This window comes from Rhizobium sp. NFR12 (genome assembly GCF_900108545.1).
GTDB lineage: Bacteria > Pseudomonadota > Alphaproteobacteria > Rhizobiales > Rhizobiaceae > Neorhizobium > Neorhizobium soli.
On sequence record NZ_FNWM01000002.1, the window covers coordinates 858,062 to 874,558 of the forward strand.

At 60.8% G+C, this 16,497-nt stretch carries 13 protein-coding genes; 4 read left to right on the forward strand and 9 right to left on the reverse strand.

Going from position 1 to position 16,497, the window contains the following annotated elements; all coding sequences use genetic code 11:
* Window positions 1-14: 14 nt before the first annotated feature.
* Window positions 15-1,394, forward strand: a complete 1,380-nt coding sequence (locus BLW69_RS11415; RefSeq protein WP_062453214.1) for a PleD family two-component system response regulator — start codon at window positions 15-17, stop codon at window positions 1,392-1,394.
* A 756-nt stretch (window positions 1,395-2,150) separates the two neighbouring features.
* Here BLW69_RS11415 and rpmG read toward each other — a convergent pair.
* From rpmG to topA, 5 genes are all read right to left on the reverse strand, one after another.
* Window positions 2,151-2,318: a 50S ribosomal protein L33 gene (gene rpmG / locus BLW69_RS11420; RefSeq protein WP_007626161.1), complete on the reverse strand. Its 168-nt coding sequence runs from the start codon at window positions 2,316-2,318 to the stop codon at window positions 2,151-2,153.
* Window positions 2,319-2,407: 89 nt separating this feature from the next.
* Window positions 2,408-3,592, reverse strand: a complete 1,185-nt coding sequence (locus BLW69_RS11425) for an MFS transporter (protein WP_062453213.1) — start codon at window positions 3,590-3,592, stop codon at window positions 2,408-2,410.
* Window positions 3,593-3,678: 86 nt separating this feature from the next.
* Window positions 3,679-4,134, reverse strand: coding sequence for a DUF983 domain-containing protein (locus tag BLW69_RS11430; protein ID WP_062453212.1), 456 nt, complete (start codon window positions 4,132-4,134; stop codon window positions 3,679-3,681).
* Window positions 4,135-4,136: 2 nt separating this feature from the next.
* Window positions 4,137-6,500: a ribonuclease R gene (rnr, locus tag BLW69_RS11435; protein WP_092662006.1), complete on the reverse strand. Its 2,364-nt coding sequence runs from the start codon at window positions 6,498-6,500 to the stop codon at window positions 4,137-4,139.
* On the reverse strand, window positions 6,497-9,226 hold the full coding sequence (gene topA / locus BLW69_RS11440) for a type I DNA topoisomerase (RefSeq protein ID WP_092662008.1): 2,730 nt from the start codon (window positions 9,224-9,226) through the stop codon (window positions 6,497-6,499). Before topA ends, rnr begins: the two co-directional genes overlap by 4 nt.
* Window positions 9,227-9,471: 245 nt before the next feature.
* Between topA and BLW69_RS11445 the strand changes: the two genes are divergently transcribed.
* On the forward strand, window positions 9,472-9,675 hold the full coding sequence (locus BLW69_RS11445; RefSeq protein ID WP_062453210.1) for a hypothetical protein: 204 nt from the start codon (window positions 9,472-9,474) through the stop codon (window positions 9,673-9,675).
* Here the strand turns inward: BLW69_RS11445 and dprA are convergent.
* The 4 genes from dprA to BLW69_RS11465 form a co-directional block, all read right to left on the reverse strand.
* Window positions 9,655-10,797 carry a DNA-processing protein DprA gene (gene dprA, locus BLW69_RS11450; RefSeq protein ID WP_062580034.1) on the reverse strand — a complete coding sequence of 381 codons (1,143 nt, stop codon included), beginning with the start codon at window positions 10,795-10,797 and terminating at the stop codon, window positions 9,655-9,657. The genes BLW69_RS11445 and dprA overlap by 21 nt on opposite strands.
* A gap of 18 nt (window positions 10,798-10,815) precedes the next feature.
* On the reverse strand, window positions 10,816-11,436 hold the full coding sequence (plsY, locus tag BLW69_RS11455) for a glycerol-3-phosphate 1-O-acyltransferase PlsY (RefSeq protein WP_092662010.1): 621 nt from the start codon (window positions 11,434-11,436) through the stop codon (window positions 10,816-10,818).
* An 84-nt stretch (window positions 11,437-11,520) separates the two neighbouring features.
* Window positions 11,521-12,813, reverse strand: coding sequence for a dihydroorotase (locus tag BLW69_RS11460; RefSeq protein ID WP_092662540.1), 1,293 nt, complete (start codon window positions 12,811-12,813; stop codon window positions 11,521-11,523).
* Window positions 12,814-12,821: 8 nt separating this feature from the next.
* Window positions 12,822-13,760: an aspartate carbamoyltransferase catalytic subunit gene (locus tag BLW69_RS11465; protein ID WP_062453206.1), complete on the reverse strand. Its 939-nt coding sequence runs from the start codon at window positions 13,758-13,760 to the stop codon at window positions 12,822-12,824.
* Window positions 13,761-13,951: 191 nt separating this feature from the next.
* On the opposite strand from BLW69_RS11465, the gene BLW69_RS11470 reads away from it, so the two are divergent.
* Window positions 13,952-15,604 carry an acyl-CoA dehydrogenase family protein gene (locus tag BLW69_RS11470; RefSeq protein ID WP_092662012.1) on the forward strand — a complete coding sequence of 551 codons (1,653 nt, stop codon included), beginning with the start codon at window positions 13,952-13,954 and terminating at the stop codon, window positions 15,602-15,604.
* A gap of 202 nt (window positions 15,605-15,806) precedes the next feature.
* The gene (locus BLW69_RS11475) at window positions 15,807-16,463 is read left to right on the forward strand and encodes a TetR/AcrR family transcriptional regulator (protein ID WP_092662014.1); all 657 of its coding nucleotides are present in this window, start codon (window positions 15,807-15,809) and stop codon (window positions 16,461-16,463) included.
* Window positions 16,464-16,497 lie beyond the last annotated feature (34 nt).

Consider the following 16,497-nt stretch of genomic DNA (forward strand, 5'->3'; position numbering starts at 1 on the left):
GGTCGGAGAATGACATGACGGCACGGATCCTGGTAGTCGACGACATTCCCGCAAACGTGAAGCTGCTCGAGGCACGCCTGCTTGCGGAATATTTCGACGTTTTGACTGCCGATGACGGCTACAAGGCGCTGGCGATCTGTGAACAGGCCCATGTCGATGTCATCCTGCTCGACATCATGATGCCGGGCATTGACGGGTTCGAAGTCTGCGAGCGGCTGAAAGCCAATCCGCGGACATCCCATATCCCTGTTGTCATGGTCACCGCGCTGGACCAGCCCTCCGACCGCGTGCGCGGCCTGAAAGCCGGTGCCGACGATTTTCTGACCAAGCCGGTCAACGACCTGCAGCTGATTTCCCGTGTCAAAAGCCTCGTGCGGCTGAAGACGCTGAGTGACGAGCTGCGCATCCGGTCCGACACCGCGCAGGATCTCACGCTGCAGGACATGATGAAGAGTGCAGCGGGGCAGGACGCTCAGGACGACGTCGCGCAGGTCCTGCTGGTCGATGGCCGCGGAAGCTCGCAGGAACGCATCGTCAGGGCGCTGAAACCCGTCGCGGATATCACTGCCATCTCCGATCCGCAGGCAGCCCTTTTCGAAGCGGCTGAAAACCCGTTCGATCTGGTGATCGTCAATACGAATTTCGATGACTACGATCCGCTGAGGCTCTGTTCACAACTGCGATCGCTGGAGCGGACCCGATTCCTGCCGCTGCTGCTGGTGACGGAACACGGCGACGACCAGGTCATCGTCCGGGCGCTCGATCTCGGCGTCAACGACTACATCATCCGGCCGATCGATCCGAATGAACTCGTGGCCCGGACCCTGACGCAGATCAAGCGTAAGCGTTACAACGACCGCCTGCGGTTGAGCGTGCGCCATACGATCGAACTGGCTGTGACAGATGCCCTGACCGGTCTGCACAATCGCCGTTATCTCGACAATCACATGAAGGTGCTGTTTGCCCGCGCAACAGCCCGTGGGCGGCCGCTGTCCGTCTGCATCACCGACATCGATCGCTTCAAATCGGTCAACGACACGCACGGCCACGACGCCGGTGACGAGGTGCTGAAGGAAGTTGCGGCCCGTATCCGGTCCACGGTACGCGGTGCTGATCTCGCCTGCCGGTTCGGTGGCGAGGAATTCGTGGTGGTTATGCCCGATACGGATAGCGCCGCCGCAGCTTTGATTGCCGAACGATTGCGCAACATCATCGAGCAGACGCCGTTCGTGCTGAAAAGCACTGGCGCCAGCCTGAACATCACAGCTTCGCTTGGGATTGCCTGCAGCCGCAGTGGAGCGGAAACGCCGGAGCAGTTGTTGAAACAAGCCGACCGTGCGCTTTACGACGCCAAGAACAGCGGGCGCAACCGAGTCGTTGCAGCCGCCGCTTAAGATTTGCACGAGGATCGTCACATATTAAAATACGCTAATATAATATCTTTCGTCTTGCAGCGAGGCTTTTTGATAAAGAAGCGCTCGTCCCCCAGTTTCCTCAATTAAATTTGACGATTCGTACGCGGCTTCGAGCCGAATAAAACGCATACGGGAATGGAAGACCGGTGCTTTGTTTGAGCATTGCCGAACGATACGGTAGCATCTACACAGAAGCGAGAAAGTCCTGCTTCTCGCTGACGATTTATAATCGCCTTTTACTTCCGTCTCGAAGCCGGGCTAATCTTCGAGCTCGCACCAAACACCGTAGGGTGGATAAAGCTAAAAACGCTTTGGCTCAGAATAAACCTAACAATTGAAGAGCCGGAATAGCGTCTTTCTACAAAGACGCGTGTGGATTTTAACCATCATATCCAAACAGTTTCGTACTGATCTAAGTATGTGTTGATTTTCCATTGATTTTGCGCAATTTTGGTTTCAACGGGGCGAAGGGTTCCTTCAGCTTACGTCGAGATACCCCATGATGCTCAGGTCCGCCGCATCTCCTGGGTCGTGGGGTCGGTCGACTGGCAAGCAATTTCAACGGCTCCTCGTGCCGCGATTGCAAGCCGGTCGACCCCCAATCAAAGCGCCGCTGTCAGAAATGACGGTGGCGCTTTTTGCGTTTGGATCCTCACGCGTGAAAACAGCAGGCAAAGAAAAAGGCGCCCGGCTGATCAGCCTGCGCCTTCTTTCATGCCTTTAAATGACCAGATCTTACTTGATCTTGGTTTCCTTGAATTCGACGTGCTTCCGGGCAACCGGATCGTACTTCGTCTTGGTCATCTTGTCTGTCATCGTACGGCTGTTCTTCGTGGTTACGTAGAAGAAACCGGTATCAGCCGTCGACAGCAGCTTGATCTTGATGGTCGTAGCTTTTGCCATGGTCTTAGCGCCTTTAAGAAAAGTGGAGCCGCGGACGCAGACGGTCGACGGCGAAATCTGGGGCGAAATTACAAATCGCGGTCAGAATGTCAACCTTGTTTCGTTGGTAAAAACCATCGAGCCCCCGAAACAACCACGTAAAAGCCAAAGAAACCGGCCAGCGCCCAGGCAAAGCCGTCATTGCCCGCGACATCCATGGCAGCGCCGATGCCCTGTGGTCCTGCAACCGTGCCGACGGCATAGCAGAAGATGAAGGCGGCATTGGCAGCGACCAGATCGGCACCTCGAAGGCGAGCGCCCAGATGCGCGAGGCCAACGGTATAGAGGCCGGAGATACAGCCGCCCCACATGAACAGAAGAACTGCGGTCATCATCCAGTTGCCGATCAGGAAGGGGATCGTCAGAGAGCCGAGAACGCCCAGCACGGCGAGGCCGGTCAGAAGCGGCCTGCGGTCACGCATGCGGTCCGAAATCATCCCCAGCGGGATCTGGAAGGCCATGTTGCCCAGTCCCATCACCGTCAAGAGGATGGCCGCATGCGATTCGGTCATCTGTTCGCGCAACGCATAGATCGGAAACAGCGACAGTCCGCCAACCGAGACTGCACCAAAGGCGAAGACGGCTGCCGTCGCACTGGGAACGAGGAATATATAGTGGAAGAAGTGCCGCTCGGGCTTGCTGTCTAGCTTCGGACTTTCGTGACGGGCGAGAAAGATCGGTATGATGGCCGTCATGATAATGAGTGCGCCGACGATGAACGGAAGCACGCCATCGCTGCCGAGAAGCGAAAACAGCATTGGCCCGATCGCGAACCCGACCGCCAGCACCGTTGCGTATATGCCGAGGACCAATCCGCGTCGTCTGGGTGGCGCGGCTTCATTGATCCAGAATTCGGAAAGGATGAAAAGAGCCGTGGTCGCGCCATGGAACGTAAAGCGTAGCGGAAACCACATCCAGAATTGGTCAGCATAGTAGAAACAGATGGCGCTGAAGGCGGCGATCACCACGGCGATCATCATGCTGCGCGCCACACCAAAGTCATGAGCACATTTCGTCGTGATCGGGGCGGCAACCATGGCTGCAACGCCTGCCATGGCAGCGTTCAACCCGATCAGCGTCGATGAGATACCGCGTTTTTCAAGGATGATGCTCAGCAGCGGCAGGCCGAGCCCCATGGCTATTCCCACGGCGCTGACGGCGGCGGTGGCTGCGATCAGGGATGGCCAGTGGATCTCCGCGACATGGCCGTTTTCGTCGGTCGTCGGCTGAGGCATTCAGACTTCCTTACAAGTCGGCTTCGGACTGGACGTCCGTACGCATGAAATAGGACGGGAAGGTGGTAACGAACGGTGGTCCATGATCAGTTCGGTCTGTTGCTCGGACCGCTGGTCGAATCGGTCCCGTCCTCGCCGCCGCCGAACCCATGCATGCGGTTTGCCCATTGCAGGCCGATGACACCGCCCTTGATGGGCTGGATCGTCGCGATGGCGGCAAGCACCGCGAGCGGTGCCCAGATGGCGAGGTGGACCCAAGGAGAGACACGCAGGATCATATCGGTCAGCATGTAGCCGGTCATCAGCACGTGACCAACCACGACGATGACGAGATAGGCCGGAAGGTCGTCTGCACGATGGTGGGAGATATCTTCACCGCAGACGGAACAATGATCGACTGGCTTCAGGAAGGCACGGAAAAGCCGGCCCTCTCCACAGGCAGGACAGCGACAGGCGAGGCCCCGTTTGATGGAGCGGCCAAGAGGTCGATCGACCGGGTCCGACCCGCCGAAGCGGACCGTCTGTTCGCCATCTGACTGCATTGCTATCTCCTGCCGCCACGGAAGGGGCGCGTACCGGGCTTTTTGGGCCGTCCGCCAGATTTGTCTCGTCGCGCAGACTTGTGGAACGAGCGGGCGCCGCCCGGCAGCTTCTTGCCTTCGCTCAGCATTTCAAACTGAAGCGCACCGGCAAGCGGAACTGCCGCCTTCAGCTTCACATCGACGGTATCGCCGATCTGGTAGCCGAGCCCGGAACGTTCGCCTGTTAGCGCCTGATGCGCCTCGTCATAGATATAGTAATCGTCGCCGATCGTTGACACCGGCACGAAACCATCGGCGCCATAGGTCGGCAGGGCCACGAACAGGCCTGCCTTGGTCACGCCGGACACGCGGCCCTGGAACTCCTCGCCGATCTTCGTCGAGAGGTGGTGCGCGACAAGACGGTTTACCGTGTCGCGTTCGGCGGCCATGGCGCGGCGCTCGAAGGTGGAGATCTCTGCCGCGATATCTTCGAGCTGGGCTTCCTCGCCCGGCGTGATTCCACCTTCGCCGAGGCCGAGCGACCCGACCAGCGCGCGATGCACGATCAGATCCGCATAACGGCGGATGGGCGACGTGAAATGCGCGTATTTCATCAGGTTGAGGCCGAAATGGCCGATATTGTCGGGGCTGTAGATCGCCTGGCTCTGGGAGCGCAGCACCATCTCGTTGACCATGATCTGGTGCGGCGTGCCCTGTGCCTGCGACAGGATGCCGTTGAACGAGTTGGAGCGCATCTGGCCGCCGCGAGCCATTGAAATGCCGAGCGTGTTCAGGAACTCGCGCAGCGTCTCCTGCTTGGCAAGCGAGGGGCCGTCATGGATCCGGTAGATCAGCGACTGTTTTTTCTTCTCGAGCGTTTCGGCGGCGCAGACGTTTGCCTGGATCATCATCTCTTCGATGAGCCGATGCGCGTCGAGCCTCTCTGGCACGATCACACGATCCACCGTGCCATCCGGCTTCAGCATGATCTTGCGCTCGGGCATATCGAGTTCGAGCGGCTGTCGACGGTCGCGGCCGATCGTCATGATGCGGTAGGCGTCCCACAGCGGCTTCAGGACAGGCTCCAGCAACGGACCGGTCTTGTCGTCGGTCTCGCCGTCGATGGCGGCCTGAGCCTGCTGGTAGGAGAGCTTGGCCGCACTCTTCATCATGATGCGGTGGAACGTATGGCCGGCCTTGCGGCCTTCCTTGGAAAAGACCATGCGCACGGCAAGTGCGGGCCGGTCTTCGCCCTCGCGCAGCGAGCAGAGATCGTTGGAAATGCGTTCCGGCAGCATCGGTACGACGCGGTCGGGGAAGTAGACGGAATTGCCGCGCTTCTGCGCTTCACGGTCCAGTGGCTTGCCGGTGCGGACATACCAGGAGACATCGGCGATCGCGACAGTGACAATGACGCCGCCCGGATTGTCGGGCGAGGTGTCCGGCTCGGCATAAACAGCGTCGTCGTGATCCTTGGCGTCGGCGGGATCGATTGTCAGGAGCGGCACGTCGCGCCAGTCTTCGCGCTTCGACATGCTGGCCGGCTTTGCAGCTTGCGCTTCTTCCATCACCTCGTTCGGGAAGATGTGCGGAATGCCGTGCGAATAGATGGCGATCATCGAGATCGCCTTTTCCGAACCGACGGAGCCGACAATGTTGAGGACGCGGGCGCGCGGCAGGCCGAACCGGCCGTTGCGCACGACTTCCGACTCGACCAGGTCGCCGTCCTTGGCGTCCCCGATGTCCTCGGGTTCGATCACCATTTCCTCGCCGCGCCTCTCGGTCGGCAGAAGACGCATTTCGCCGTCAGCCAGTCTCTGGACGACGCCGAGGGCGGCGCCGCGGCGCTTGTCGATGACCTTGATGACGCGGGCGGTATAGGCCGGGCCTGATCGTTCCTTGTTCGGGAAGATCTTTGCAAGGATGCGATCGTTGAGACCCGCGGCTGGCGCCTTGCCTTTTCCGCGGCTGTCATGCGACTGACGGATGAGCACGGCAGGGGCCGCACCCATATCCTCCGGCCACTCGGTCGGCCGGCCGATCAGTTCGCCATCCTTGTCGCGGGTGGTGATGTCGAGAACGGTGACCGGGGGCAGGGCACCCGGACGCGAGAGCGACTTGCGGTTCTTGTTGAGAAGACCGTCTTCCTCGAGCGAATGCAGCAGATCCTTGAGCTCGATGCGCGTATCGCCTTTCAGGCCGAAAGCCTTGGCAATCTCCCGTTTCGAGCCCTTATCCGGATTGTCAGCGATGAACTGGAGCAGCACATCGCGCGGAGGAACCGCACCCTGGACAATTACCGGTCTGCTCGCCGACTGGCTGTCGCCACGGTCAGCCTTCGCGGCGCGTTTCTGCTGGCGATTGGATCGCTCGTTCGGTTCTCTCACGTGTCCGTCTTCTTCGCCTTCGATGCGGTTGTCTTTTTGGCCGGTGCCTTCTTGGCAGGCGCCTTCTTGGCTGCGGTCTTAGCCTTGGCAGGCGACTTCTTTGTGGCGGTCTCGGTCGTTGCGTCCGCCTCTGTCTTGGCAGCAGCCTTTTTTGCTGTGGCCTTCTTGGCAGGCGCTTTCGCCTTGGCCTTGCCCGACGATGCCTTGCCGCCCTTTTCGATGATCAGCGCCATCGCCTGTTCCATCGTTACCGACTGCGGGTCCATGCCCTTCGGCAGCGTGGCATTGACCTTGGCCCAGTTGACGTAAGGCCCGTATTTGCCGTCGCGCACGGTGATCGCGCCGCCGTCCGGATGCGCGCCAAGGTCCTTGAGCGCTGCCGGTGTGCCACGACCGCGTCCGCCGGGGCCTTTTTCCTTTTTCTCGGCAATCACGGTGACGGCGCGGTTGAGACCGATCGAGAACACGTCCTCGATCGTTTCCAGGTTCGCATAGCCACCGTCATGCAGCAGGAACGGCCCGTAACGGCCAAGACCTGCCGAAATCATCTTGCCCGATTCCGGATGCTTGCCCACGTCGCGCGGCAGGTTGATCAGTGCCAGCGCCTTTTCGTGGTCGATATCGTCAGGCAGCCAGCCCTTGGGCAGCGAGGAACGCTTGGCTTCCTTGCCGTCGCCGCGCTGGATATAAGGTCCGAAACGACCCGACCGCAGCGTCAGCTGCTCGCCGGTCATCGGATCGGTCCCAAGTTCCTTCGGTTCGTTGAGGCCGGAAGCTTCCGCATCCGCGCCGCCTTCGGACGACAACTGACGGGTGAAGTTGCACTCCGGATAGTTCGAGCAGCCGACGAATGCGCCGTACTTGCCGAGCTTCAGCGACAGGTTGCCGGTGCCGCAGACCTGGCAGATACGCGGATCCGAACCGTCTTCCCGCTTCGGGAAGACCAGCGGTGCCAGCGCTTCGTTCAAAGCATCCAGCACGTTGGTGACGCGCAGTTCCTTGGTGTCTTCGATCTGGCCGAAGAAGTCCTGCCAGAACTCCCGCAGAACCTGCTTCCAGTCCAGTTCGCCAGCCGAGATCCTGTCGAGCTTCTCTTCGAGATCGGCCGTGAAATCGTATTCGACGTATTTCGTGAAGAAGTTCTCGAGGAACGCCGTGACCAGCCGTCCCTTGGAATGCGGGATCAGCTTGCGCTTGTCCATGATCACGTATTCGCGATCGGACAGCGTCTTCAGCGTCGCGGCATAGGTGGAAGGACGGCCGATGCCGAGCTCTTCCATCTTCTTGATCAGCGATGCTTCCGAATAGCGCGGTGGTGGCTCAGTGAAATGCTGGCTCGAGTTGACCTTGTTCTTGTCGAGCTTTTCGCCAGCGTTGATCTCGGGCAGGCGACCGTCTTCGTCGTCGTCCTCGCTTTTGTCATCCTCTTCGCGGCGGTCCACATAGGCGCCGAGGAAGCCGTCGAAACGCACGACCGAACCGACGGCCCGAAGGCCAGCCTTATCTGCGCCGTTTGTCGCCGAGATCTCCACGGTTGTGCGTTCCATTTCGGCTGACGCCATCTGGCTGGCAATGCCGCGCTTCCAGATCAGCTCGTAGAGACGCGCCTGATCGGCATCAAGATACTGGCGAACCTTGTCCGGCGTGCGGTTGAAGTCGGTCGGGCGGATTGCTTCGTGGGCTTCCTGCGCATTCTTCGCCTTGGTGGAGTAGAAGCGCGGCTTTTCGGGCATGTAACGCGGGCCGAACTGCTCGACGATGGCGCTACGCGCCTGCTCGATCGCCTCGGGTGCCATCTGAACGCCATCGGTACGCATGTAGGTAATGAGACCTACGGTCTCGCCACCGATATCGATACCTTCATAAAGCTTCTGCGCGACCTGCATCGTGCGCGACGCGCCGAAGCCGATGTTCGAGGACGCGGCCTGCTGCAGGCTCGACGTGGTGAACGGAGGGCCCGGATTGCGCTTGACCGGCTTCGCTTCAACGGTCTCGACGCTATAGGCGGCGCGATCGAGCAGCGTCTTCAGGCGGCCGGCTTCCTCGCCGTTCGTGATCGATTTGCCCTGCAGACGCTTGCCGTCGGCCTGCACCAGCTTGGCCAGGAACTCATCGCCTCGCGGTGTCTTCAGAAGCGCAGAGATATTCCAGTATTCTTCCGAAACGAAGCGCTCGATCTCGGTTTCGCGGTCGCAGACGAGGCGAAGCGCGACCGACTGCACACGGCCGGCAGAACGGGCACCCGGAAGCTTGCGCCACAGGACCGGAGACAGGTTGAAGCCGACGAGATAGTCGAGCGCGCGGCGGGCGAGATACGCGTCTACCAGCGGCACGTCGATATCGCGGGGGTTGGCCATCGCATCGAGAACCGCCTTCTTGGTGATGGCGTTGAATACGACGCGCTTCACCAGCTTATCGCCGATCACCTTCTTCTTCTTCAAAAGGTCGAGGACATGCCAGGAAATCGCTTCACCCTCGCGATCCGGGTCGGTCGCGAGATAAACGGCGTCCGAACCCTTCACGGCGTCGGCAATATCCTTCATCCGCTTCTGGGATGCGCTGTCGACTTCCCAGAGCATCTCGAAGTCCTGGTCAGGCAAAACCGACCCGTCCTTGGCAGGAAGGTCGCGTACGTGGCCGAACGAGGCGAGAACCTTGTAACCCGAGCCAAGATACTTGTTGATGGTCTTGGCTTTGGCTGGAGATTCTACAATGACTACATTCATCTTGTTTCTCTGCAATAGAGCTTTGCCCGGTCTCGTAACGATCCAGGCGGAAATCCGGTCTCCCGACATGGCGGGCGTTTGTCCCGGGGTCAAGAGGTCATCGTTAATTAGTAGGATACAACGAACTGCAACCTGCGAGTGATGTGCAATTAGTTGCAATCTTAAATAAACATCTCTAAGCTGCGCTGATAAGGTGACGAATAGTTATATTAGGCGGTGTCGCGCCCTATTTGACAGAATGTGAAATGGTCTCTCACGGTGACAAGGACGGACGGGGCGACGAGAATTCGCGCAACATCGCCTACATCCGGCAGATGCTGGCAGAGTTGCGGCAGGTCGCGCTCAGCGAGGGGGCTGATATGCTGTGCTACCTCATCGAGATGGCCTATGTCGAGGCTGGCGACGTGCAGGCCGGGCGACGACCGCGATCAGTCTTCCATAGCAAGTGAGACCATGCCGCCCGGGTGCCGGTGCAGCCGACCGGCAAGATCGAGTTCCAGCAGAATAAGATAGACACTGGCCGCGGCAACACCCGTATGCCGGATGATATCGTCGATATCGACCGGTGTCGGACTAAGCGCCGAAATGATGCGCGTCCTGTCGTCGTCATCGGGCGGCAGGAGTGTGCTGCCTCTGCCGGGCTCTTCGATGACGGTATTTTGAAATCTATCGAGATCGGACAGCGGCGCCAACGCATCCAGCACATCCGAAGCGCCGGTCGTGACGATGGCGCCCTGCTTGAGAAGTCCGTTCGTGCCGTGGCAGCGCGGATCGAGCGGCGAGCCCGGGACGGCAAACACCAGCCGTCCGAAATCGGCAGCAAGCCTTGCGGTGATCAGCGAGCCTGACCGCTCAGCCGCTTCAACGACAACCAGCCCGAGCGAAATGCCTGAAATCAGCCGGTTGCGACGGGGAAAATCCCGAGCGCGTGGCTCCCAGCCGAATGGCATTTCGGAGACGGCAAGGCCGCTGCCGGCCGTGATCTCATCGAGCAGGGAGAAGTTTTCCGGCGGATAGGGACGGTCGATGCCGCCGGCCAGAACCGCGATCGTGCCGGTATCGAGACTGGCGCGGTGCGCCGCCGCATCGATGCCGCGAGCAAGTCCTGAAGTGATCGCATAACCGGCGCGGCCGCAATCCCTGGCAATCACCGCCGCAAACTTCGCCCCGGCGATTGAGGCGTTGCGCGAGCCGACAATGCCGACCGAGGGGCGGGTGGCGGTGGAGAGATCGCCCTTTGCCGCAACGAGCGGCGGCGCTGCCTCGATCTGTCGCAACGCGGGAGGGTAGTCGGGTTCACCGATGCCGATGAACTGTGCGCCCTGGCGGCGTGCGATCTCCAGCTCGCGTTCGGCCTCACTGGCACTGGCGATGCGGATTGCCCGTGTCGATCCGCCGCGCGCTGACAGTTCCGGCAACATGGCCAGCGCATTTTCCGCCGAGCCGCAATGATTGATGAGATCCCGGAATGTCGCCGGGCCGACATTGTCGGAGCGGATCAACCGCAGCCAGGCGATCTTCTGCCGTTCGGTGAGCGCAATTCCTATCCGTCTTGCGCTGCTATCCGGCATGATCCGTCCTTTAAGGGACTAGCCCTTTTGGCCGATCTTGCTTTCGGTGCCGGCAATCAACCGCTCGATATTGGTCTTGTGCTTGATAAAGGAGATGATCGTCATGAGAGCCATGACGGCAGCAATCTTTGGTTCCTGTATGAACCACAGCACAACCGGAATGACAAGGGTTGCAACCAGGGCGGACAGCGATGAGTACTTGCTGAGCTTGGCAACCGAAAGCCAGACCGCGGCAAACACCAGAACCATGAGCGGTGCGACCCCCAGCAGCGTGCCGATATAGGTCGCGACACCCTTGCCACCCTTGAAGCCGAGCCAGACCGGATAGAGGTGACCCATGAAGGCGGCAAATCCCGCAAGCAACCCCGCTTCCGGACCGAAGGCGTACCAACCGATCAGAGCTGCGACCGTCGCCTTCAATGCGTCGAGCAGAAGCGTGCCGGCGGCGAGCTTCTTATTTCCGGTGCGAAGAACGTTGGTCGCCCCGATATTGCCGGAACCGATCGAGCGGATGTCGCCGAGACCGGCGGCGCGGGTGAGAAGCAGGCCGAACGGGATCGAGCCCAGGAGATAGCCGAGAACAAGCGCGCCGGCTGCGATCGGCAGCGAGATCTGCCAGGTAAGAAGGTCGGTTATCATGTGTTTCCCCCAAAGCCCCTAGTCGGGTTTGCCCCCGTTCCAACCCTTTCGCGCAAGCGCGCGATGGGTCGGCCCGCCCCATCTCTATCCCAGTTTATAGACGCATTTCCCGCCGACATAGGTCGCGACGGCCCGGCCGGAGAAGCGCGCGTCCTCGAACGGCGTGTTTTTCGAGCGCGACAGAAGCATATCCTTGGCGACGATCCAAGGCTCATCGAGATCGATCAGCGTGATATCGGCTTTAGCGCCCGGCTTCAGCGTGCCGGCGTCCAGACCGAAAATCTCGGCTGGGCGGGTCGACATCGCCGAAATCAGCCGCATCAGCGGCACGCGCCCGTCATGATGCAGGCGAAGGGCTGCAGACAGCATGGTTTCAAGCCCGATCGCGCCATCGGCGGCATCGGCGAAGGGAAGACGCTTGGTATCGACATCCTGCGGATCATGCGAGGACACGATGATATCGATGCTGCCGTCGGCGAGCGCCTCGACCATGGCGATCCGGTCGTCTTCGGACCGCAGCGGCGGCGACAGCTTGAAGAAGCTGCGGTATTCGCCGATGTCGTTTTCATTGAGCGACAGATGGTTGATCGACACGCCGCAGGTAACGTTGGCACCGCGTGCGCGGGCAACCCGCATGGCTTCGGCCGATTCCGCCACCGAGATTTTTGCCGCGTGGTATTTGGCGCGGGTGAGGCCGGCGATGCGCAGATCGCGTTCCAGCGGAATGATCTCCGCTTCCTTCGGCACGCCCGACAGGCCGAGCCAGGAGGCGAACAAGCCCTCGTTCATGACGCCGTTGCCGAGATATTTCTCACGCAGTTCGAGCGAGATGACCGCATCGAACTCGCGCGCATAGGTCATCGCGCGGCGCAGCAGCAGCGAATCGGACAGCCCGTGACGACCGTTGGTGAAGGCGACGGCACCGGCTTGCTGCAGCAGGCCGAACTCGGTCATCTCCTTGCCGGCAAGCCCTTTGGTGAGCGCTGCGGCAGTGTGGACATTGACGATCGCCTTGTCACGCGCCGTCTTCTGCACGAATTCAACCAGCGCAATATCGTCGAGAACAGGATCGGTGTCCGGCATCATGATGAACGAGGTGACACCACCGGCGGCAGCGGCGCGGCTGGCCGAAGAGATCGTCTCGCGATGTTCGGCACCCGGCTCTCCGACATAGACGCGCGCATCGACAAGCCCTGGCGTGGCGACAAGACCCTGGCAATCGCGCACCGTGGCGCCGTCGGGCGTGCCCTGGTTCTGCGCATCCTTTCCGGCCGCGAGGATGCGACCGTCGGCGCCGATGATGATCGTGCCGGTTTCATCGAGATTGCGCGAGGGATCGATGATGCGCAGGTTCCTGAGAACGGTGCCATTGGACATGGTCGTGCTCATGCGCGCTCTCCCTGATTGGAGGTCAGGAGTGTTTCCATGACCGCCATGCGGACGGCGACGCCCATTTCGACCTGCTGCTCGATGACGCTCTGCGGACCGTCGGCAACATCGGAGGCAATCTCGACGCCGCGGTTCATCGGACCCGGATGCATGACCAGCGCATCACCCTTGGCGACTTTCAGTTTTTCCGCATCGAGACCGTAGAAGTGGAAGTATTCGCGCACCGACGGCACGAAGGAGCCAGCCATGCGCTCGCGCTGCAGCCGCAGCATCATCACCACATCCGCATCCCGCAAGCCTTCCTCCATCGAGTGGAAGACCTCGACGCTCATGTCGCGGATGCCTGAGGGAAGAAGCGTCGATGGCGCGACCACCCGGACGCGGGCGCCCATGGCATTCAAGAGAATGATGTTGGAGCGGGCGACCCGCGAATGCAAAACATCGCCGCAGATGGCGACGATGATGCCCGACAGCTTGCCCTTGGCGCGGCGGATGGTCAAAGCGTCGAGCAGCGCCTGTGTCGGATGTTCATGCTGACCATCGCCGGCATTGACCACCGAGCAGGTCACCTTCTGGGCAAGCAGGGCCGCGGCACCGGCCGACGAATGCCTGAGAACCAGCACGTCCGGGTGCATGGCGTTCAGCGTCATCGCCGTATCGATCAGCGTTTCGCCCTTTTTCACCGACGAATTGCTGACGGACATGTTCATCACGTCGGCGCCGAGCCGTTTGCCGGCGAGCTCGAACGAGGACTGCGTGCGTGTCGAGGCTTCGAAGAAGAGATTGATCTGGGTGAGGCCCCGAAGCGTGGACGTCTTCTTTTCCCGCTGCCGGGAAATCTGCACGGCCTCGTCGGCCTTGTCGAGAAGCGTCGTAATGTCCTGCCGGGTGAGACCCTTGATGCCAAGGAGATGGCGGTGGGGAAAGAAGACCATAGGGGGCGTCTCCGCTTGCGTTCGGCGGTCTATAAGGTCTGGGGGGAAAGGCCGCAAGCGGGATGGGAGGTTATGTCACTGCTGTTTTCCCCCGTTTCCGGGATTCCCAACCGCAAGCCGTTTGTTGAGAACGCTGAAATTCCTTCTGTGCTGCCGTTCCCACGCCCTTTAACTTCCGCTAGAACCGCCCCATGAACGACATGTCGCGCGATGAAGAAAAATTTGGTGAACTGAACCAGCCGAAGCCCTGGTCGGGGATCAATGCCTACCGCTCCGATCCCCTTGTGGTCGACCTGACCGGCGATCTGAACCGCGCGATCCGCGACGAATACGACCAGCTCGGCAATTACGTGACCTCTCCGGAAGCCCAGGAACTGGCGCGGATGGCGAACGAAAATCCGCCCAAACTGCGCACCCACGGTCCGCGCGGCGAGCGGCAGGACACGGTCGAGTTCCATCCTGCCTGGCATGCCCTGATGCGCCGCTCGATGCAAAGCGGCCTGCATTCGTCGATCTGGGAGACCATTCCGGAGCAGCGTGCCCACGAACACAAGGTTCGCGCCACCCGCTTCTATCTGTCCGCCCAGCTGGAATGCGGCCATCTCTGCCCGCTGACGATGACGAGCGCTTCGATTGCGGCGATGATGGCTTCCCCACGCGTCCACAAGGAATGGGCGCCGAAAGTTCTGTCGCGCAAATACGATTCGACCAATCGGCCGGCCATGCAGAAGTCCGCCATCACGGTCGGCATGGGCATGACCGAAAAGCAGGGCGGCACCGACGTGCGCGCCAACCGGTCTACCGCCGAGCGTGTGGGCGAGGGGATCTACCGCCTTTCCGGCCACAAGTGGTTCATGTCGGCGCCGATGAGCGACGGCTTTATCATGCTGGCAAAGACAAATGAGGGAATCGGCTGTTTCCTCGTGCCGCGGCTCCTCGAAGACGGTTCGGCCAACGGGCTAAATTTCCAGCGGCTGAAGGATAAGCTCGGCAACCGCTCCAATGCATCGTCCGAAGTCGAGTTCACGGACGCCTTCGGCTATCTGCTCGGAGAGTCTGGCGGCGGCATTCGCACCATTCTTGATATGGTGACGCTGACCCGTCTCGATTGTGCTGTCGCGTCTGCCGGCATGATGCGCGCGTCGCTGGCCGAAGCGGTCCATCATACCCGCGGTCGTGCCGTGTTCGGCAAGAACCTGATCGATCAGCCGCTGATGACGCGCGTGCTCGCCGATATGGCGCTGGATGTCGCGGCCGCGACGGCGCTGTCGTTCCGGCTGGCCGATGCGTTTGATCGCGCCCGCGGCAACCCCGGCGATGCGGCCTATGCCCGCGTCATGACGCCAGTCATCAAATACTGGAACTGCAAGATCGCGCCATCGCTTATCGCCGAGGCAATGGAATGCCTGGGCGGCAATGGCTATGTCGAGGAGCGTCCGATTGCCCGGCATTACCGCGAGGCGCCGGTGAATGCGATCTGGGAAGGCTCGGGCAGTGTCATGGCGCTCGACGTTTTGCGCGTGCTGTCGCGAGGCCGCGATCTGTTCGATACGGTTCTGGCCGGTTTCGAGCGGGATCTCGGCGCATCGGGCAAGAAGACCGTGGAAGTTCTGCGTGCCGCGATGGCGCTGTGCGAACGCGACGAGGGCGCTGCAAGGCTTCTGATCGAGCAACTGGCGCTGGCCGCCGGTGCCGCAGAGCTTGCGCGCCTCGGTGCCGGCAAGATCGCCGATGCCTTCCTCGAAACCCGTCTTGCCGGCGGCTGGCGCTCGACCTACGGCATGCTCGATGCCCGCTTCGATGCCCGCTACATCGTCGATCTTCTCTACCCGCCAGCAGCGTAAGAAGAAGTCGCCGAAAGGAGAGACGAAGACTGCCTGTGGGGCAAGGGCATCCACTGCAGCGCATCCACTTGTCTCTTGTGTAACGCAGCATGCGCCCGGTTTCGGTCTTCTATCCTGTGCACGGCGTCCGTGTGGCGCTTGCGATGATGGGAAACGACGGGGTATCGCAACAGTTAACAAAGAGTTGCGAAACAGGCGGGCGATGCTTCAGATAGCCGAGACGAATACCGAGACCGGTGCTGCATCAGCTCAGGCCATACGTCCGCGCAACCGGGCCGGCACGGAGCGGGCGATCTTCATTGCTGCCCGCACGCTGCTGGCCGAGGAAGGGTTTCAAGGCTTCGGCGTCAATGCGGTCGCACGGCGCGCCGGCTGCGACAAGCAGCTGATCTATCGCTATTACGGCGGGCTGAACGGCCTCATCGACGCGATCGGCGCCGATCTCGGCAACTGGGTCAAGGATCGCATTCCCGAAGATACCGGCGGCATGTTTCTTCTGACCTACGGCGACCTGATGGAAAAGCTCGCTATCTATTTCATGGATGCGCTGCGCGAGGACCCGCTCGTCTGCAAGATCGTCGCCTGGGAAGTCTCGCAGGATACGCCACAGGTGCGGCGTCTGACCGAATCACGCACCAAGGCTCTCTCAAAGTGGCTCGACAAGATGCGCGGCTCGCTGACGCCGCCAAAAGGTGTCGATGTCGCGACCACGAATGCCATCCTGTTTGCCGCCATCCAGCATCTGGTCGTCTCGTCTGCCGTCAGCGGCCAGTTCGCCGGCATACCGTTAAAGTCCGAGAAAGACTGGGAAAAGGTAGCGTCTTCCGTCCGCCGCCTGGTTCGCGCCATCTACGGCTGAGCAGCAGACGTTCTCCACAGCGACGCTCTGGAAA

Coding starts and splice junctions, on each gene's coding strand:
- BLW69_RS11415 (WP_062453214.1), top strand. CDS start 15: ATGACGGCACGGATCCTGGTAGTCGACGACATTCCCGCAAACGTGAAG.
- rpmG (WP_007626161.1), bottom strand. CDS start 2,318: ATGGCAAAAGCTACGACCATCAAGATCAAGCTGCTGTCGACGGCTGAT.
- BLW69_RS11425 (WP_062453213.1), bottom strand. CDS start 3,592: ATGCCTCAGCCGACGACCGACGAAAACGGCCATGTCGCGGAGATCCAC.
- BLW69_RS11430 (WP_062453212.1), bottom strand. CDS start 4,134: ATGCAGTCAGATGGCGAACAGACGGTCCGCTTCGGCGGGTCGGACCCG.
- topA (WP_092662008.1), bottom strand. CDS start 9,226: ATGAATGTAGTCATTGTAGAATCTCCAGCCAAAGCCAAGACCATCAAC.
- BLW69_RS11445 (WP_062453210.1), top strand. CDS start 9,472: ATGGTCTCTCACGGTGACAAGGACGGACGGGGCGACGAGAATTCGCGC.
- dprA (WP_062580034.1), bottom strand. CDS start 10,797: ATGCCGGATAGCAGCGCAAGACGGATAGGAATTGCGCTCACCGAACGG.
- plsY (WP_092662010.1), bottom strand. CDS start 11,436: ATGATAACCGACCTTCTTACCTGGCAGATCTCGCTGCCGATCGCAGCC.
- BLW69_RS11460 (WP_092662540.1), bottom strand. CDS start 12,813: ATGTCCAATGGCACCGTTCTCAGGAACCTGCGCATCATCGATCCCTCG.
- BLW69_RS11465 (WP_062453206.1), bottom strand. CDS start 13,760: ATGGTCTTCTTTCCCCACCGCCATCTCCTTGGCATCAAGGGTCTCACC.
- BLW69_RS11470 (WP_092662012.1), top strand. CDS start 13,952: ATGAACGACATGTCGCGCGATGAAGAAAAATTTGGTGAACTGAACCAG.
- BLW69_RS11475 (WP_092662014.1), top strand. CDS start 15,807: ATGCTTCAGATAGCCGAGACGAATACCGAGACCGGTGCTGCATCAGCT.